The organism is Nonlabens sp., from assembly GCF_047636915.1.
In the GTDB taxonomy this organism is placed as follows: Bacteria; Bacteroidota; Bacteroidia; order Flavobacteriales; family Flavobacteriaceae; genus Nonlabens.
The window spans coordinates 1-17,804 of the sequence record NZ_JBLIGN010000057.1 but is presented as its reverse complement, the minus strand read 5'-3'; the positions used below and the strand labels follow the sequence as shown (position 1 = coordinate 17,804).

19 protein-coding genes, 1 tRNA gene and 1 pseudogene are annotated in these 17,804 nt (G+C 37.0%); 6 read left to right on the top strand and 15 right to left on the bottom strand.

Annotated elements, in window-relative coordinates; translation table 11 throughout:
- The 7 genes from ACJAT0_RS09330 to ACJAT0_RS09300 all read right to left on the bottom strand — a co-directional run.
- Positions 1 to 514 (bottom strand): tetratricopeptide repeat protein (locus ACJAT0_RS09330; protein WP_415181433.1); only part of this gene is annotated, 514 nt, incomplete at its 3' end.
- A 174-nt stretch (positions 515 to 688) separates the two neighbouring features.
- Entirely contained in the window at positions 689 to 1,960 is a 1,272-nt protein-coding gene (gene serS / locus ACJAT0_RS09325) for a serine--tRNA ligase (RefSeq protein WP_374002452.1), read from the bottom strand.
- 69 nt (positions 1,961 to 2,029) lie between these two features.
- Positions 2,030 to 3,370, bottom strand: a complete 1,341-nt coding sequence (locus tag ACJAT0_RS09320; RefSeq protein ID WP_415181432.1) for an HTTM domain-containing protein — start codon at positions 3,368 to 3,370, stop codon at positions 2,030 to 2,032.
- A complete protein-coding gene (locus ACJAT0_RS09315; protein ID WP_415181431.1) occupies positions 3,351 to 4,286 on the bottom strand; it encodes a bifunctional riboflavin kinase/FAD synthetase in 936 nt (311 codons plus the stop codon). Before ACJAT0_RS09315 ends, ACJAT0_RS09320 begins: the two co-directional genes overlap by 20 nt.
- A gap of 172 nt (positions 4,287 to 4,458) precedes the next feature.
- Complete coding sequence (gene pth / locus ACJAT0_RS09310; protein ID WP_374002455.1) at positions 4,459 to 5,097, bottom strand: aminoacyl-tRNA hydrolase; 639 nt, start codon at positions 5,095 to 5,097, stop codon at positions 4,459 to 4,461.
- A gap of 86 nt (positions 5,098 to 5,183) precedes the next feature.
- A complete protein-coding gene (locus tag ACJAT0_RS09305) occupies positions 5,184 to 5,804 on the bottom strand; it encodes a 50S ribosomal protein L25/general stress protein Ctc (RefSeq protein WP_415181430.1) in 621 nt (206 codons plus the stop codon).
- Positions 5,805 to 5,828: 24 nt separating this feature from the next.
- Positions 5,829 to 6,770, bottom strand: coding sequence for a ribose-phosphate pyrophosphokinase (locus tag ACJAT0_RS09300; RefSeq protein ID WP_415181429.1), 942 nt, complete (start codon positions 6,768 to 6,770; stop codon positions 5,829 to 5,831).
- A 133-nt stretch (positions 6,771 to 6,903) separates the two neighbouring features.
- Between ACJAT0_RS09300 and ACJAT0_RS09295 the strand changes: the two genes are divergently transcribed.
- From ACJAT0_RS09295 to ACJAT0_RS09270, 6 genes are all read left to right on the top strand, one after another.
- Positions 6,904 to 6,985 (top strand) — tRNA-Leu (locus ACJAT0_RS09295).
- 273 nt (positions 6,986 to 7,258) lie between these two features.
- Positions 7,259 to 8,002, top strand: a complete 744-nt coding sequence (locus ACJAT0_RS09290; protein ID WP_415181428.1) for a MotA/TolQ/ExbB proton channel family protein — start codon at positions 7,259 to 7,261, stop codon at positions 8,000 to 8,002.
- Positions 8,003 to 8,024: 22 nt separating this feature from the next.
- Positions 8,025 to 8,507, top strand: a complete 483-nt coding sequence (locus ACJAT0_RS09285; protein WP_415181427.1) for a hypothetical protein — start codon at positions 8,025 to 8,027, stop codon at positions 8,505 to 8,507.
- Positions 8,508 to 8,510: 3 nt separating this feature from the next.
- Complete coding sequence (locus ACJAT0_RS09280) at positions 8,511 to 9,134, top strand: ExbD/TolR family protein (RefSeq protein ID WP_374002460.1); 624 nt, start codon at positions 8,511 to 8,513, stop codon at positions 9,132 to 9,134.
- 5 nt (positions 9,135 to 9,139) lie between these two features.
- On the top strand, positions 9,140 to 9,625 hold the full coding sequence (locus ACJAT0_RS09275; RefSeq protein ID WP_374002461.1) for an ExbD/TolR family protein: 486 nt from the start codon (positions 9,140 to 9,142) through the stop codon (positions 9,623 to 9,625).
- 89 nt (positions 9,626 to 9,714) lie between these two features.
- On the top strand, positions 9,715 to 10,425 hold the full coding sequence (locus tag ACJAT0_RS09270) for a porin family protein (RefSeq protein WP_415181426.1): 711 nt from the start codon (positions 9,715 to 9,717) through the stop codon (positions 10,423 to 10,425).
- A gap of 195 nt (positions 10,426 to 10,620) precedes the next feature.
- Here the strand turns inward: ACJAT0_RS09270 and ACJAT0_RS09265 are convergent, their stop codons facing one another.
- The 8 genes and pseudogenes from ACJAT0_RS09265 to ACJAT0_RS09230 form a co-directional block, all read right to left on the bottom strand.
- Entirely contained in the window at positions 10,621 to 11,226 is a 606-nt protein-coding gene (locus tag ACJAT0_RS09265) for a hypothetical protein (protein ID WP_415181425.1), read from the bottom strand.
- 7 nt (positions 11,227 to 11,233) lie between these two features.
- On the bottom strand, positions 11,234 to 12,691 hold the full coding sequence (gene rpoN, locus ACJAT0_RS09260) for an RNA polymerase factor sigma-54 (protein ID WP_374002464.1): 1,458 nt from the start codon (positions 12,689 to 12,691) through the stop codon (positions 11,234 to 11,236).
- 568 nt (positions 12,692 to 13,259) lie between these two features.
- Entirely contained in the window at positions 13,260 to 14,708 is a 1,449-nt protein-coding gene (gene asnS, locus ACJAT0_RS09255) for an asparagine--tRNA ligase (RefSeq protein ID WP_415181424.1), read from the bottom strand.
- Positions 14,709 to 14,919: 211 nt separating this feature from the next.
- The gene (locus ACJAT0_RS09250) at positions 14,920 to 15,099 is read right to left on the bottom strand and encodes a hypothetical protein (RefSeq protein WP_415181423.1); all 180 of its coding nucleotides are present in this window, start codon (positions 15,097 to 15,099) and stop codon (positions 14,920 to 14,922) included.
- 172 nt (positions 15,100 to 15,271) lie between these two features.
- Positions 15,272 to 15,856, bottom strand: coding sequence for a hypothetical protein (locus ACJAT0_RS09245; protein WP_415181422.1), 585 nt, complete (start codon positions 15,854 to 15,856; stop codon positions 15,272 to 15,274).
- A gap of 132 nt (positions 15,857 to 15,988) precedes the next feature.
- On the bottom strand, positions 15,989 to 16,591 hold the full coding sequence (locus ACJAT0_RS09240) for a hypothetical protein (RefSeq protein ID WP_415181421.1): 603 nt from the start codon (positions 16,589 to 16,591) through the stop codon (positions 15,989 to 15,991).
- A 129-nt stretch (positions 16,592 to 16,720) separates the two neighbouring features.
- Positions 16,721 to 17,320, bottom strand: a complete 600-nt coding sequence (locus ACJAT0_RS09235; protein WP_415181420.1) for a hypothetical protein — start codon at positions 17,318 to 17,320, stop codon at positions 16,721 to 16,723.
- 124 nt (positions 17,321 to 17,444) lie between these two features.
- Positions 17,445 to 17,804 (bottom strand): annotated as a pseudogene (locus ACJAT0_RS09230) (hypothetical protein); the annotation flags it as partial.

The following is a 17,804-nucleotide window of genomic DNA, read 5'->3' as shown; positions in this document are numbered from 1 at the left end:
ACATCTTTTCTATATTTCCTTGTTCCCCATATAATTTGGCCAACTGGAAATTATAGTCCAGCTTGTCATTAAGCGCCATTCCTTTTTCATAAGCTTCAATAGCTTCATCGAGTTCATTGCGCTGCTCAAATCTGTAGGCTATTTGATAAGTAAGTTGCGGCAAAGAATCTATGACTTTAATCGCTTCTTTATAATAAGTAGTAGCTATACTATCCTTACCTTGAAGAGTAGCATTGTAGCCTTTTTCGATAAGGAATAATTCTTTACGCGTGTTATTTTTTGCTGCTACATTTATTAAAGAGTCGGCAGTTTGATACTGTTCTAATTGCTGGTATACTTCAACAAGCGCAAACAAATTTCTAGGATTGAGCTCATTTTGCCGATAGATTTTTTGGTATATTTTAAGTGCCTTATTAAACTCACCTTGGTCCATATAATTTTCAGCAAGCTTAGAGTCCTGAGCGATACTTAGGGTACTAAAAATTGACGCAACAACTAGAAAAAGGTACCGCATAAATTTTAAAGTTAATGGCTCTGATATATAAAGCTCTGTTGGTGCTTAAAATGGACAACTATCAAGAAATACACTATCCTAGACAGGTTATGAGGAAAGGACTTTAATTATTCTTCCCTTCGTAAAAGGTTTGATATATCCTTTATCAACGCCTTACTTATTCTGAACTCAAAGTTAATCTATCGCATCAAAACCACAATAAGGAATTAATACTTTAGGGATTTTAATACCACCTGCCACTTGAAAGTTTTCTAAAATACTAGCAAGAATACGTGGCAATGCTAGTGAGCTGCCGTTCAAAGTATGTGCTAATTCTGTTCCTTTCTCCCCATTTCTATAACGTAATTTCAAACGATTTGCTTGAAAGGTCTTGAAATTTGAAACGCTACTTACTTCCAGCCATTTTTCTTGAGCGGCACTGTACACCTCAAAATCATAAGTCAGCGTAGATGTAAATCCTAAATCACCACCACAAAGTCTTAAGATGCGATAAGGCAATTCCAGCTCTTCCAGAATTCCTTGCACGTGAACTACCATAGCATCAAGAGCGGCATCACTTTTATCTGGATGCTCAATACGCAAGATTTCTACTTTATCAAACTGGTGCAAGCGATTGAGACCTCTTACATCACTGCCATAACTTCCAGCTTCCCGACGAAAGCAGGGCGTGTAACCCGTCATAACGATAGGAAAATCTTTCATCTCTAGGAGTCTGCCTCTATAGATGTTAGTAATAGGCACTTCACCAGTAGGAATCAAATAAAGATCATCAATACCTACATGATACATCTGTCCTTCTTTGTCTGGCAACTGACCTGTTCCATAACCACTTGCTTCGTTCACTAAATGAGGTACTTGCATCTCCACATATCCAGCAGCAGTATTTTTATCAAGGAAGTAATTGATCAACGCACGTTGAATTCTAGCTCCTTTATTTTTATACACAGGAAATCCAGCGCCAGTGATTTTATTACCCAATTCAAAATCGATAATGTCATAATCCTTAACCAATTCCCAATGCGGTTTTGCAGCCTCGTGTAAAACTGGTATTTCTCCATGTTGAGAAATTACCTCATTATCCTCATCACTATTTCCTGCAGGAACACTGTCCTGAGGAATGTTAGGAATGCTATAAAGAATTTGTTGTAATTCTTCTACAGCACTATGGAGTTGATCGCCTAATTGCTTTGATGATTCTTTTAAATCAGTTGTTTGCGCCTTCAGTACATTTGCTTCGGAAGCTTTTCCAGATTTAAATAATTCTCCTATTTCTCTAGAAAGCTTGTTGCTTTTTGCAAGAATTTCATCTAGCTGACCTTGAAGGCTGCGTCGATTTTCATCTACAGCTATGGCATTCTCTAATAAAGGAAGTGCATTGATGTTTCTCTTCTGCAAGGCCTTTGCAAAAACGTCTTTATTTTCACGTATTTCTGCTATTTGAAGCATGTGATCTGATTTAAAATATAATGGGTAAAATTAGGGATTATCGTTTACATAACGACAGTTTAGTAAAGCTTAGTTTTTGAGCCTTAATTTTTCTTCATAAAGTGGAGAAGGCATGATCCAAGAATGGTGTTTAAAATGACTCCAATCTTCTTTAGTAAGATCTACGGTTGGGTCTGTAAACTGTTTTCCAGGTCTTCCATTGATAGATACTTTCAGGTCTGCATAGACTTCTATTTTTTTTCCTTTGCCCTCATATATTTTTTCTAACTTTTGAGCAAATTGCCAAATAAAATCGGGTTTAGATTGCACCGATCGTTCTTGCTTAGCACTGAGATAATGGGACAAATAGACAGGAGTTTTCTTTCTTGTGTCTTTTTCTACTACATAAAATGTTCCCGTACCAGATCTACTGCGCAACATCATGCGCCAGCTCAATCGGTGTCCTTCTTCCGTCCAAAGCACATCATCTTCAATAACCCAATGTCTTAATGGCAACAATAGCATTACTAATAAAAACAGCGTTCCAGAAACAACGATGAGTTTCTTTGTCTTAGGCACGATCACTTCGGCCGCTGCATAATAGGCTTTTTTCCAGATCAATCTTCTGTGCAAAACCTCTGTAGAAAAGAAAAAAAGCAAAAAGGATAATGCGAGATAAGGAAAGATGCCGATCTGAAAAACCACACTATTAAAAATATGGAAAAACACAGAAGCGATTACCGCTAGCCATCGAGTCCTTTTCCATAATAGAAAAGGTACGGTCAAAAGATCAAAGAACAATCCAAAATATAAGATCGCTTGATGCGCCCAGTCCTGTTGTAACCAATCAAAATCCCTGCCTCTAGTACTCATTAAATACTTAGGAAAGCTACCATCGAGCCAGTCCGGATAGAACTTTGCCACACTTGCATAGGCGTATATGACTCCTAGAAAAGTAACAATGAATATATAAATCCCCCTGGACATGTGTTCTCTTCTAAAGGAAGGATCCAATAGCGCATCTACAGATGCTGACCTGTTTGCAGGAAGCAGTACCATTATAAAATTGAGCAACATCAATAGATAACAATGATTGTTATAACTGCTCTTTTGCATCAAATAAACATAGGCCCAACCTACCGCATAAAACAACATAGCCCTGCGGTACTTATAGCCTACCATAACCAGTAGTCCAGCAATTCCCATTAGAAAATAAAGCACATACATCCCATTACCTGGAAGTGGCTTTAAGAATTCAAATCCTATAAAAGTAAAGGTAAACTCTGGATCAATAAAAAGTCTGCGCACCGCACCTAGGGCGATAGATCCAAAAGCCTCACAAGCAATAAGCAACCCAAATAGCATTCTAAAAAGAACCAGTGCCGAGTTATCCACTTGTGTGAAAAGCCATTTATTCCAATTGCTGTGCATAAGCTCTTGTATTTTGCTCGTCACGCTTCATAGTTACCACTAAGGATGAAAGGTTATCAAATTTTGCTTCACTTCTCAATCTTTTATGAAAGAAGAGCTCCATTTGTCGATCGTAAAGATCTCCTTTAAAATCTAAGTAATAAGTTTCTATAGTCTGCACAGACCCGTCAGAGACCGTTGGATTAGTGCCTATATTAGTCATTCCGTAAACACGTTCACCGTCTATAAGAGAACTGGTAATATAAACGCCTAACGCTGGTATGAGCTTATACGATTCGCTTACCTCTAAATTTGCCGTAGGGTAACCTATAGTGCGACCTATTTTTTTCCCGGAAATCACAGTGCCATGAATACTAAAATCGCGGTTCAAGTATTTATTCGTTTTTTCTATAGCGCCCTTTTCTAATGTCGTTCTAATCTTAGTGCTACTTACCGCTACTTCCTCGACCTCTTTTTTCGAAATCTCGATGACTTCAAAGTCAAAATCGGCGGCAAATTGTTTTAATTCTTTAATACTAGCGGAGCGATTGACACCAAATCTGTGATCGTATCCTATAACTACTACTTTAGCACGCAAGCGGTCTACTAGAATGTCTTTTACATAGTCTTCAGCAGTTGTTGTAGAAAACTCTTTTGAAAAAGGGTGAATCACTATATTCTCAATACCTTGATTTGCTGCTAATTCTATACGCTCGTCAATAGTATTGATCAATTTAAGGTCGTGTTCTGGCTGCAATACCATTCTAGGATGAGGAAAAAAAGTAAGTAAAACGCTAGTTAAATGATCGTTTTGAGCTCTTTTCACAACGCGCTTAAGGATTTTCTGATGACCTTGATGCACTCCGTCAAAAGTCCCTATAGTTACCACAGCGCCTTTAGAAGCTTTGTATTGATCAATATTCGTATAGGTATTCAATTCAGGAGGTTCTTATAAAGGTTGCAAATTATGATAATCTCGTCGCATTTTTATGTTTTTATGAGCCTTTTAATAAATGTTGTGTTGATGCGCTGGTGTACGTTTTGTTTTATTTTTATCTCGCTTTCGCGAAAGCAGAGTTATTATCCGTGTGACTGTTCTCTTATTTTTGCTACTTACCGTTAAACTGATTCATCGTATTAGCCAGTCCTGCATGGGTAAAAGATAGTGCCATCTCAGCAGCAGTGCTCAAGCGTTCTGGCAAATCTTTTTGTTCCTCTTTGTTCCATTCTCCAAGAACATAATCCACCTGACGCCCATTTGAGAATTCGTCTGAAATCCCAAAACGAAGTCGTGGGTATTTAGGTGTATTCAATGTGATTTGAGTGTCTTTTAGGCCATTGTGACCACCATCAGTTCCTTTTGCTTTCATGCGCAATGTACCGAATGGCAAATTCAAATCGTCTGTAATCACTAAAATATTCTCTATGGTGATATTTTCTTGTTTCATGTAAAATTTGATCGCTTTACCGCTCAAATTCATAAAAGTATTAGGCTTTAATAGCACAATACTCTTGCCTCTGTGTTTGATACTGGCAATAGCTCCAAGTTTTAAGGTGTCAAAAGTAGCTTCTTTAGAGCTCGCTATTTCATTTACTACTTTAAACCCAATATTATGCCTGGTCTCCGCGTATTTTGAGCCTGGGTTTCCCAGACCTATGATCAAGAATTTTTTCATGAGATCTTCTTCATTTAAAATAGTCGTGATTATAGCTTCACGAACAAACATTTTTTTAAGCCAATGAAACATATTGAACTTGTTTAAACGAATTCATTATAAAAATAAAAAAGCTGCAAGAAACAAATCTTGCAGCTTGTGAAACTTATGAATAAAGATTATGCTTCATTTTCTGCTTGACCTGAAGGAACTTCTCCTGCTTCCACATCTTCACCATCAGTATCTGCCACGGCAGTACGAGAAGTTTTAATCATACATACGACTACAGAATCTGGGTGCATGATTTCATACTGATCTACTCTTAGATCACGTACATATTTTTTGTTACCGATTTTCATTTCGGTAATATCGATATTGATAAAGTCTGGCAAATTAGCAGGAAGTGCTTTTACCTTTAATTTACGATTGTTGCGACGTAAAATACCACCATTAAGTATACCTTTCGAAGATCCTTCCAGCACAACTGGCACTTCCATAGTTACCATCTTATCATCAAAAATCTGATAAAAATCGGCATGTAAAAGAAGCTCTCTTACTGGATGCCATTGCATATCCTGAGCAATTGCGTTAAACTTACCATCCTCACCTAGATCGATAACAACGGTGTGAGCATCTGGAGTGTACACTAATTTTTTAAATGCTTTCTCTTCTGATGAAAAGTGTATTGTCTCGTCTCCTCCGTAAATTACGCAAGGAACCAATCCAGCATTACGTAGGGCTTTAGTTGCCTTTTTGCCCACGCTTTCTCTTTTTGATCCTAAGATCGTGACTGATTTCATGTTATATATATTTAGTTAATGAAATTACATTATAAAGTTATCACTGATCGATTCATTCTTTTGTACGCTTTGCATAACTCCTGCAAATAAAGAAGCACAAGACAGCACCCTAATTTTTGGACTTTCTTGTTTCAATGGAATCGAATCTGTAACGATTAATTCTAATAATTGTGACGCATTGATGCGGTCGTAAGCTTTTCCTGAAAGTATGGCATGAGTACAAATGGCTCTAACACTTTTTGCACCGCGTTCCATCATCACATCAGCAGCTTTTGTAAGTGTGCCAGCTGTATCCACCATATCGTCCACCAGTACTACATTTTTTCCTGTCACGTCGCCTATGAGTTCCATATGGGAAATCACATTTGCCTTCTGACGTTGTTTGTAACATACCACCACATCGCTTTCTAAATTCTTAGCATAGGCATAAGCTCGTTTAGAGCCGCCCATATCCGGAGAAGCGATAGTTAGATCTGTTAAATTGAGACTTTTTAAGTAAGGAATAAATAGGGAGCTAGCAAAAAGGTGATCTACTGGTTTTTCAAAAAAACCTTGAATTTGATCTGCATGCAGATCCATTGTTATAATACGTGTAGCTCCAGCACTCTCTAAAATCTTTGCAATCATTTTTGCACCGATAGGAACACGTGGTTTGTCTTTACGATCTTGTCTTGCCCAACCAAAGTATGGAATAACCGCAGTGATGTGTCTGGCACTAGCTCGTTTTGCAGCATCCATCATCAAAAGCATCTCCATAAGGTTATCGCTATTGGGCTGAGTAGAACCTATAATATACACACGACGTCCTCTAATCGATTCTTCAAAAGAAGGTTGAAATTCCCCATCACTAAAAGTTGAAAAATTTACTTTACCTAAAGAAGCTCCATATTTATGTGCTATCGCACCAGCAAGGTCCATACTCTGGCGGCAGCCAAATAATTTAGCATCTTGTAAGACGTAGTTCATAGTAAAATCCTTTGGTTCTTGAATTTAGGGGTGCAAATGTACTTATAATTTTGTAAAAGACATTCTAAATAACAGTCAATTTATATCTAAAAAGTGTTTTTATTACTTACTTTTGTCGTCCCAATTATAATATGCCTCAGTGGTGGAATTGGTAGACACGTTGGATTCAAAATCCAATGCTTCACGGCGTGCCGGTTCGATTCCGGCCTGAGGTACTTAAAAAAGCTCTTTCTTAAACGTATTTAAGAGCTTTTTTTAATTTGAATTAGCACATCTTTTATTCTTAACAATTAGTTAATACAGCCAGCAAAATATATTTAATATTCTGTCTACCTTTGGAGTTACAATTTTAAGAAGACCTCTAAGAAGCAGTGTTTATTATATTTTCATTAAATTTTGATCCTCCATTAAAAATAGTTATGTTATTTTCGCTCCATAAATTATATATTTACCCCTAACTTGAAATTTCAATAAATTAAATAAGTCAAATGAAACGACCACTTTCAATTTTATTCACAGCAGCCACGACTATAGGTTTTACTGGTATAGCTTCAGCGTCAGCATTAATCCAAGATTCTGCAGAAACAAAAACAACAGAATCTTTTCACCAAGTACTAAAGACTAACTTCATCGATGGAGGTCCTGGCTTTATGGCAATCGTACTGGTCTGTCTTATATTAGGACTGGCAGTTGCGATTGAAAGAATTATTTACTTGAATCTTTCTACTACCAATTCAAAGAAACTTGCTGCAGATGTAGAGCAAGCACTAAATAGTGGTGGCATAGAAGCCGCTAAAGACATTTGTCGCAATACAAAAGGCCCTGTTGCATCCATATATTATCAAGGACTTGACAGAGCAGATGAAAGCATAGAAGCTGCTGAAAAAGCAGTTGTTGCTTACGGTGGTGTGCAAATGGGACAGCTTGAGAAAAATGTTTCTTGGGTATCTTTATTTATTGCCCTTGCTCCTATGCTTGGTTTCATGGGTACGGTTATAGGTATGATTGGATCCTTTAATAGTATCGAAGAAGCTGGCTCCATGGATCCTTCTCTTGTCGCAGGTGGTATTAAAGTGGCGCTTTTAACAACCGTATTCGGTCTTATTGTGGCCATTATTCTTCAAATTTTTTATAATTACATCGTATCTAAGATCGATAGTATTGTAAATGATATGGAAGACGCTTCTATTACTCTCATCGATATTCTTGTAGATTACAAGAACGGTAAGTAATTAAACAGTATAACAAAAAATCATGGTTTTACATAAAGTATTAAAATATCTAGTTCTTCTTTTAAGCCTTATAGCGATGGCATTCTTTTTCTATACGCTAGCTATAGGTGACGAGGCTATAGAACTAAACACGGGAGACAGCCAAGCTCTTACCGTATCGCCTTTGATCGTTCTTGCGTATATTACTCTCGGACTTACCATTACTATTGTACTCTTTTTTGTTCTTAGAGGACTCGCTACAAATCCAGCTGCTCTTAAAAAAGCTGGTGTGTCCGTAGGTCTTTTAACTCTTGTAGCGTTGATCTCTTACTATGGACTTGCTGATGACAGCAATACAGTAGGATTTATCGAAAACGGCAAGATTATTGAGCTTGATAATGGAGCACAACTTACCAAGGGAACCTCTCAATGGATAGGTGCTTCTTTATATATGTTCTACATACTAGCCGTAGTAGCTGTAGGAACTGTAGTTTGGGCTGGAGTAAGCAAAATTATAAAAAAATAAATCATGGCTAGAAGATCTGCACCAGAAGTAAACGCCGGATCGATGGCAGACATCGCTTTCCTATTATTGATCTTCTTCCTAGTTACTACCACCATCGAAGTAGATAGTGGTATCGCTAGTAAGCTACCTCCACCACTTGAAGACGTAGATCCACCACCTATTAAGGTAAAGAATCTTTTTCAAGTGGTTGTTAATTCTGAGAACCGTCTTCTTGTAGAAGATGCTGATATGGACATCAGTAAACTTACAGAAGCTGCTGTTAAATTTTTAGACAACGGTGGAGGAACGGACCCTAGAAATGCATGTTCCTATTGTAGAGGAGATAAAGATCCTGAATCTTCAGACAATCCAAAAAAAGCGATTATCTCCTTGGTTAATGACCGACAGACCTCTTATAAAATGTACTTAGCAGTTACGAATGAACTTATAAGAGCTTATGCTATATTAAGGGATAGAGAATCAAAACGTTTGTACAATGAGACCTATGAATCCATGATGAACCGACTTAATAATTGGCCAGCCACGGAGACAGATACCCCAGAGTATGAAGAGTTAGAAGACAGAATTGATAAAGTAATGGATTTGTTTCCAAGAAACCTTTCTGAAGCTGAACCTCAAAAAAGATAATAACTATGTCTAAGTTTAAGAAAAAAAAGAGTGGTGAATTGCCTGCTGTAAACACAGCGTCTCTTCCGGATATTGTATTTATGCTGTTGTTCTTTTTTATGGTAGCCACCGTAATGAGAGATGATGAACTGCAAGTTGAAAACAAGCTTCCACAAGCAAATCAAGTAGAAAAGCTGGCAGAGAAGAAAAAAATTGTAACCATCTACATAGGTTCTCCCAGCACTGCATTTCAAAAGCAATACGGTGTCTCTGAAGTTATTCAATTAGGAGATAAAATCTCTCCTGTAAGCGATGTTCAAACCTATGTCAATACCAAGAGAAACGAGATGGATGAAGATGACAAAGATGCGATGACGGTTTCTTTAAAGGTAGATCAAAAGGCGCAAGTAGGAATACTCACAGATGTTAAACAAGAACTGAGAGAAGCTATGGCGCTCAAAATAAGTTATACATCATTAAATGGGGACCCCTTAAAAAACTTGAAAAAGTAACTATCTCCCACCAAGTAATTATTTTAAATAGCCGTTCTATAGAGAGCGGCTATTTTTATATCTTTACTTTTTAATTATACCTTTACTAGATGAGATTTATTTCCCTTCTTATTTTATTTTTATCAGGGACGTTTACTTCAATGGCTCAAGATAAAAAACAAAATGAAAACGCTATCCCTAATACAGTGGACTCTCTTTATAGAGAAGATCAGTTTTACATAGGCTTATCCTTTAACCTCGTCACTAGCCAGCCTGATTCTTTTTCCCAAAACGGTTTTTCTGGCGGCTTACATGCAGGATTTATAAGAGACATGCCTATAAACAAAAGGCGTAATGTGGCTATAGGAGTTGGTTTAGGAATCGCTACAAACACCTACAATTCTAATCTTTTTATAGGAGAAACAACTACCGGAGAAAGCGTATTTAGCATACTGGAAGCAGGTGCTAATGTGGATCGCAATACATTCAGCACCAATTTGATTGAAATGCCTATTCAGCTTAGATGGCGCACTTCTACACCTACAGATTACAGCTTTTGGCGCATTTATACAGGTCTGAAATTATCCTATATCTATCATTATAAAGCCAAGTTTAAAAGCGATAGTGACAGCGTTACTCAAACCGATATTCCAGAATTGAATAGATTTCGCTATGCAGCAACCCTTACTTTAGGTAACGGAAGTTTTAATGCATTTGTGCAGTACGATCTTCAAACACTTTTTAATAAAGATGCTTTAATAGATACCCAGCGAGTTAACTTGCAGCCTATCAAGTTCGGTATTGAATTTTATATTCTGTAACCGATATTCTATATTCAAAAACGATATTCGTTCCAACAGGAAAGGATGACGCGATGTAGAACAGTTTTTAAAGACCTTGTAAAAATTCTGTCACAGAGACCTCATTGCCCTTGACCACATCAAGATGATTCCTACAGTGAAGACAACATTTTTAAGTAAGCATTCCCGCTACAAATAAGAAAGCAGCTTTAACTGCTAAGCTACAGAATAACTAAAGGCTAACACCTGACTTGACAAACCTACTGCAAATCCAAAAATGAGTTGGTGTCCTTTATGGGCTTTCATACTCAATCTAGAAGTTGCTGTAAGGCCACAAACAATTCCCATAAAAGCCATAGGAAGCAGCAAGCTTATTCCTTGAGTAAAAGAAAGCATGATCAGAAAACCTAAAGCACCTCCAGTAGCTATCAAATGAAGACTAATCTTATACTTTAAACTGGTCAATAAAGTCGCAACTAAAGTGGCTACAAACGTTCCTAAGAAAAAGGTATTTAAAGATTCATGCATTCCATCCTTAAAAGCCCCCCTCAACAGCATAAAGATTAAAAAACAATAAACGATTAGAGGCGCAATGCGTTCCCTTGTAGAAGAAAGATGAACACTTTTTACAAATCCTAAGATTTTAAGCATGGTATAAATAAGTAATGGGATTGCGGCTGTAAGAATAACGATGAGATACAGCTTTAACTGGACGCTTTCTGCATCGCTATAATAATTAAAATTAAAGTACCATAACGCAACTAGGGAGGGAATAAATAAGGGATTGATGATATAGCTCCACAGCTTTAGAAAACCCTTCATAACAGTTTTAAATCTCTTTTCTTAAGCGCGCAACAGGAATGTCTAATTGTTCTCTGTATTTTGCGACTGTTCTGCGGGCAATAGGATATCCCTTTTCTTTAAGAAGCTCTGCAAGCTTTTGATCTGTCAGAGGTTTTTTCTTACTCTCATCTCCTATTACATTTTCTAATATTTTTTTAATCTCTCGGGTAGAAACTTCTTCTCCGTCAGCATTAGTCATGGACTCTGAGAAAAATTCTTTGATCAATTTAGTACCATAAGGTGTATCCACATACTTGGAATTTGCAACACGAGAAACGGTAGAAACATCCATATCAATTTTATCTGCAATATCCTTTAAGATCATCGGCCTTAAATTACGCTCATCACCAGACAGAAAGTAAGCTTTTTGGTAATACATAATTGTTGACATCGTAACAAAAAGTGTCTCTTGACGCTGTTTTATAGCGTCTATAAACCATTTTGCACCATCTAATTTTTGTTTGATAAACATAACCGCATCTTTTTGTGATTTGGTTTTCTTCTTTGCTTCCTTATAACCACGCAACATATTAGAATAATCTCTGGATACATGAAGCTCTGGAGCGTTGCGACCGTTAAGAGTAAGCTCTAACTCGCTTTCCTTGATTCTTATGGTAAAATCTGGCACTACTTGTTCTACCATACGAGTACTCCCACCGGCATAAGAACCACCGGGTTTAGGGTTGAGATGCTCAATATCATCTATTGCCTCTCGCAATTCATCTTCTGTAATATTATATTTATCTATTACTTTTGAGTAATGCTTCTTACTAAAAGCATCAAAAGAATCTCTAATTAATTTTATAGCCAGTTCCACACTTTTAGTTTTCCGCTTTCGCGAAAGCTGTAACAGCAAACACTCTTGTAAATTGCGAGCTCCTACACCTGCAGGATCTAATTCATGAACTACTTTAAGTACTTTTTCCACTTCTCCTACATCCGTGTAGAGGTTCATGGTAAAAGCAAGGTCATCTGTAATGTCTTCTAGGGACCTTCTTATATAACCGCTTCCATCTATACTTCCTACTAGAAACTCTGCAATGGCACGGTGTTCTTCACTCAATCTACTCGTATTGAGTTGTTCTACTAGAGTTTGTGTAAAAGACTTCCCAGCAGCATAGGGAATGCTTTTCTCGTCATCATCTGCACTATAATTGTTTGCCTTGGTGCGGTATTCTGGAATATCGTCGTCACTTAGATAGTCGTCTACATTAATATCAGTTTCTATCGTCTCGTTTCCATCTTCATAATCGTCTTGATTAGAAAATTCATCGTATTCATCTTCAGTATTTTCCTTACCGTCATCAAGTGCTGGGTTTTCTTCCATTTCTGATTTCACTCTTTGCTCAAATGCTTGCGTAGGCAATTGTATCAGCTTCATCAACTGTATTTGTTGAGGAGATAATTTCTGAGATAATTTAAAATTTAACGACTGTCTGAGCATGAATGAATTCTAACTACGTAAAAATACTAAAAAGACTCTTTGATTAAAGCTAAAGTTAATAAAAGAATCAAGAACGATGTACAGGAAGAATACAGATTCAAGGAAAATGACTAAAGACTGCTGCGCTACAAGAATCAAGACTAAAAAATGCCGGCAGACTGACGCATTAATCGCTTTCCTCACAACTTTAGTGACGACAGACCACAGAAGGAGAGTCGAGAACACTGCGCTGCAAGAATCAAGACTAAAAAATGCCGACAGACTGGCGCGTTGATAGCTGTCCTCTCAACTTTGCTAACGACAGACCACAGAAGGAGAATCGAGGCCGCTGCGCTACAAGAATCAAGACGAAAAATGACAACAGACTGGCGCCAAGATCACTGCGCTCGCTACTTTGCTAATAAAAAGCGAGTAGCCAAGGACACAATCCTGCCTATTGATCATTTACGACACTAAAAAGCATGTAAAAAAATCCTGACCTCTTATATAGAAATCAGGATTGGTGTTGAGTTACTTAATAAAATAGCCCTTTGTCTTTATTAGGCACATACGCAATGTGATTTGCAATTTAAAAAGCGGCATTTCCAGGGGTACGCGGATAAGGAATCACATCTCTTACATTACCCATTCCTGTAACAAACATGACCATTCTTTCAAATCCAAGACCGAAACCACTGTGCACCACACTACCGAATTTGCGCATCTCTAGATACCATCCCAATTCTTCTAAAGGGATTCCCATCGCATCCATTTTTCCTTTAAGGACCTCATAACGCTCTTCCCGTTGTGATCCTCCTACTATTTCACCTATGCCAGGGAATAAAATATCCATGGCTCGTACCGTTTCACGACCTTCACTATCTACATCATTTAATCTCATGTAAAAGGCCTTGATTTTTGCAGGATAATCAAATAGAATAACAGGGCATTCAAAATGCTTTTCTACGAGATAACGTTCGTGCTCGGACTGCAGATCTGTACCCCATTCTTCAATAGGATATTTGAATTTCTTCTTTTTATTAGGCTTGGAATTTCTAAGAATATCTATGGCTTCTGTATAAGAAACGCGTTTAAAGTTATTCTTACCAATAAATTCTAGTTTTTCACGCAATGGCATAGGGCTGCGCTCTACCACAGGTTTGCTCTTATCTTCTTCCTCTAATCTGTTTTCGAGAAACTCAATATCATCAGCACAATTCTTAAGGGCATATTCTACCACATATTTGATAAAATCTTCAGCAAGGTCCATATTGGCATCGAGATCATTAAAAGCTACCTCAGGTTCAATCATCCAGAATTCGGCTAGGTGACGAGACGTATTGGAATTTTCTGCTCTAAAAGTTGGCCCGAAAGTATATACCTGACCCAATCCCATTGCATAGGTTTCAGCTTCTAACTGACCAGAAACTGTTAAATTAGATTCCTTTTCAAAGAAATCTTGCTTATAGTCTATGTTTCCTTCTTCATCCAGCGGCGGATTTTTAGGATCTAAGGTGGAGATTCTAAACATTTCTCCAGCACCTTCTGCATCACTACCTGTTATAATAGGGGTGTGTGCTTGATAAAAACCTTGCTCTTGAAAATATTTATGAACCGCAAATGAAAGCGCGGCTCTTACCCGCATTACAGCACCAAAAGTATTGGTACGCACCCGTAAATGTGCTTGCTCTCTTAAAGTTTCAAGCTTGTGTTTCTTTGGAGACAGTATGGTTTTCTTCACCTCTTCAGGATCTGCAGTAGCGAGAATTTCTATTTTAGTTGCCTGTAGCTCTACACGTTGCCCAGAGCCTTCACTTTCTACCAGTAATCCTGTCACAGCAACTGCTGCTGCCACTGTAATTTTATCTAAAACGTCGCGCTCGTGATCCTCTGGCTCAATTACGGCTTGTAAATTATGAATGGTAGAACCATCGTTAAGTGCTATAAATCTATCGTTTCTAAAACTACGTACCCAACCTTTTACGGTAATCTCGACCATACTAGGGTCAGATTGGAGTATTGCTGCTATTCTTTTCATTAGTCACTTGCTATTTAAGTAGCGGCAAATATAATTTTTATGAGCCTATAGAACAATTAATAAGGCTTGTAAATATGATGCTGTTTATGGAAGGTCTCGCTTTCACGAAAGCGTTGGCTATTAAAGCTATGAATAATAAATACTTGGTTTTGATAATTTGTGTTTTTTAGGTTTTGCAAAAGCAATTTTTTAAGAGGCATCTAAACATACATTATTGCTGTTTAATATTGGGGTAGTTACTAGCCAGATGCATTTCTAACAGTGCCTGCTTGAAATAATTAGAGCCTGCTGTATTAAAATTCTCTTCTCTATTAAAATTATAAAGGTCAACTAGTTGCATGGTGCGTTCATAAATAATACCACTTGTAATGGTTGTTTGGTTGACGTTCACCAGAGCATCATCAAGTGTTTTATCTTGATTTTGTGCCGAGGCGTTGTATAAGGATAGTGCTATCCCAATGCTAAGAATAATTCTTTCATAAATTTGAATGTTTAATGGTTAATAAAAATGCTTGTTAGTTGTTAAATATTTATAGACTGCCGCTCCAACGGCAGTCTTTTTTTTAATTAAAGGTTGTTTGTGATAAGGTCTGTGAATTAATATCAAACCGACCTAATTCAACTTGTATAGTGTCATTAGAGTTTGCTAATGTTGCTCTAAACTCTCCAGCAAATATTCTTCTTCCCTGAGTCGTGGTGTCTACGACTGAGATATTTATTACCCCTACATTATCGGATAAAAAGGTTTGATACTGATTTGATTTAAATAGCCTTCCGTAAATATAATTGTGATTAGGGCCATCGATCCCGCGCAAGCCTGTGGCATTTTGGATTAAATAATCACCTTCACCTATGGTATAAAAATTTTCTAAATGAATGAATAGACTTCCTGATCTATCGCTTTTACGGTCATATACATGTAGCTCTAGATTATCATTTTCGGTCCTCACAACTCGTAACCCTCTATTATCACTATTAATGGTACTTCTACCATCTCGAGGTCTAAAAAACTTACCGTCGATAAGGCAGCCAAAGGTATTTTCTCCAGTCGTGGTAATAGGAGGTAATAAGGATGCTGGATCTATTATGTCATCGCTGTTGCAAGCAGTGGCTAGTATGGTTACGAGTAATAGGTATATGGTTTTCATAATTTTGTTTTTTAGGCTTTCGAGAAAGTGTTACTATCAGCAATCTTTTGAAAAATTAGAATGTTGAATGCTTAATAAAAGCTGCGTTAGTTGTTACATATTTATAGCCAGACGCTCCAACGGCAGTCTTTTTTAATCAAAATTGGTTTGTAATAAAGTGATGGTATTGATATCAAACCTACCTGATTGAATCCTTACTGTGTCTTGTGGATTTGCAATTGATATCATTTGGACTTCAAAAGTTCCTGAAATGATGTTACCTGTGCTAGAGTTTCTAGTAACGCGATTTACTTCAATAATGCCACTGTTTTCATAAGAGACATACCACTCAAGCCTATTAGTATTACTATTATAAATTCTTCCATGTACATAAGTATTATTATTTCCATCAATGTTCAAAAGACTATTAGAATCGTCAACTTGATAAGCTCCTTCACCTATGTTAAGTAAATCTTCAATATGTAAATCTAAACTACCTGTGTTTTGCGACTTAAAATCTGTAACTAATAGTTCAATATTACTGCCTTCAGATAATACAACTCGTAACCCTCTATTATCACTATTAATAGTGCTTCCACCATCTCGAGGTCTAAAGAATTTGCCGTCTATCAAACATCCAAAGGTATTTTCTCCAGTCATGGTAATGGGTGGTAATAAGGATGCTGGATTTACTGTGTCATCGCTATCGCAAGTAGTGACCAGTAATGCTATGAGTAATAGGTATATGGTTTTCATAATTTTGTTTTTTAAGCTTTCGCGAAAGCGTTACTATCAGCAATCTTTTGAAAAGTTGGAATATTTTATAAAATGTGTGTTAGTTGTTAACTATTTATAGGCTGCCGCTCCAACGTCAGGCAGTATATTTTATTCCCAATCTTTCCATTGAAGTGAGAATGATTCAAGATCAAACCTTCCCAATTCAATAAATATAGTATCATTGGAAATTTGAGTGTTGATCAATTTTAAATTGAACGTGGCATTATGATAATTAGCTTCGCCTTGAATAATTTGGTTGACTATATTTATATTCCCAGAATTAGGATAAGACACATAGCGTTGATAGCCAAGCTCTGCACTTTTCCATATCCTACAATGAGCATAATTATTATTTAACCCATCAATACCGCTTAATCCATTAGACTCTTGAAATTGATATATACTTGAAGAGTTGTATTGAAATCCTTCGATGTGAATAAGTAAACTAGACGTTTTTTCACTTGCAAAATCTCTAATGTCATATTCAACATTTGTAGTCTCTGTAGTTATTATTCTTAACCCCTTATTATCACTATTAATCGTACTTCTACCATCTCGAGGTCTAAAGAATTTGCCGTCGATAAGGCAGCCAAAGGTGTTTTCTCCAGTCGTGGTAATGGGTGGTAATAAGGATGCTGGATCTACTGTGTCATCGCTGTTGCAAGCAGTGGCTAGTAAGGTTATGAGTAATAGGTATATGGTTTTCATAATTGGTGTTTTTTAGGCTTTCGCGAAAGCGTTACTTTCAGTAATCTTTTGAAAAATTAGAATGTTTTATAAAATGTGTGTTAGTTGTTACATATTGATAGACTGCCGCTCCAACGGCAGTCTTTTAATCCCAGCTTTTTTGAGGTAAACTAATTGTTTCTAAATCGAATCTACCCAATGTAACTTCAATCGTATCGGTAGCTGTTGCTCGATCTACCATTTTTAATGTAAAATTTCCGGAAATTATATTTTGAATACTTGGAATTCTATCAATTTTTGTGATTTCGATAATTCCTGATTGTTCAAAAGATAGATATGTTTGATAAGATTCTTTTTCTTCATTCCAAATTCTACAAAAGACATTAGTGTTGTCAGGACCATCAATTCCCTTGAGTCCATTGGATGATCCTATTGGATATGTACCTATTGTCCCTTCAGGGTTTGCGTATAAACCCTCAATATGTAAAACAATATTTGATGATCT

What these genes read in the sequence shown, in the direction of transcription:
- serS (WP_374002452.1), bottom strand. Translation starts at nt 1,960, where the DNA reads ATGCTTCAAATAGCAGAAATACGTGAAAATAAAGACGTTTTTGCAAAG.
- ACJAT0_RS09320 (WP_415181432.1), bottom strand. Translation starts at nt 3,370, where the DNA reads ATGCACAGCAATTGGAATAAATGGCTTTTCACACAAGTGGATAACTCG.
- pth (WP_374002455.1), bottom strand. Translation starts at nt 5,097, where the DNA reads ATGTTTCATTGGCTTAAAAAAATGTTTGTTCGTGAAGCTATAATCACG.
- ACJAT0_RS09305 (WP_415181430.1), bottom strand. Translation starts at nt 5,804, where the DNA reads ATGAAATCAGTCACGATCTTAGGATCAAAAAGAGAAAGCGTGGGCAAA.
- ACJAT0_RS09300 (WP_415181429.1), bottom strand. Translation starts at nt 6,770, where the DNA reads ATGAACTACGTCTTACAAGATGCTAAATTATTTGGCTGCCGCCAGAGT.
- ACJAT0_RS09290 (WP_415181428.1), top strand. Translation starts at nt 7,259, where the DNA reads ATGAAACGACCACTTTCAATTTTATTCACAGCAGCCACGACTATAGGT.
- ACJAT0_RS09285 (WP_415181427.1), top strand. Translation starts at nt 8,025, where the DNA reads ATGGTTTTACATAAAGTATTAAAATATCTAGTTCTTCTTTTAAGCCTT.
- ACJAT0_RS09280 (WP_374002460.1), top strand. Translation starts at nt 8,511, where the DNA reads ATGGCTAGAAGATCTGCACCAGAAGTAAACGCCGGATCGATGGCAGAC.
- ACJAT0_RS09275 (WP_374002461.1), top strand. Translation starts at nt 9,140, where the DNA reads ATGTCTAAGTTTAAGAAAAAAAAGAGTGGTGAATTGCCTGCTGTAAAC.
- ACJAT0_RS09270 (WP_415181426.1), top strand. Translation starts at nt 9,715, where the DNA reads ATGAGATTTATTTCCCTTCTTATTTTATTTTTATCAGGGACGTTTACT.
- ACJAT0_RS09265 (WP_415181425.1), bottom strand. Translation starts at nt 11,226, where the DNA reads ATGAAGGGTTTTCTAAAGCTGTGGAGCTATATCATCAATCCCTTATTT.
- rpoN (WP_374002464.1), bottom strand. Translation starts at nt 12,691, where the DNA reads ATGCTCAGACAGTCGTTAAATTTTAAATTATCTCAGAAATTATCTCCT.
- asnS (WP_415181424.1), bottom strand. Translation starts at nt 14,708, where the DNA reads ATGAAAAGAATAGCAGCAATACTCCAATCTGACCCTAGTATGGTCGAG.
- ACJAT0_RS09245 (WP_415181422.1), bottom strand. Translation starts at nt 15,856, where the DNA reads ATGAAAACCATATACCTATTACTCGTAACCATACTAGCCACTGCTTGC.
- ACJAT0_RS09240 (WP_415181421.1), bottom strand. Translation starts at nt 16,591, where the DNA reads ATGAAAACCATATACCTATTACTCATAGCATTACTGGTCACTACTTGC.
- ACJAT0_RS09235 (WP_415181420.1), bottom strand. Translation starts at nt 17,320, where the DNA reads ATGAAAACCATATACCTATTACTCATAACCTTACTAGCCACTGCTTGC.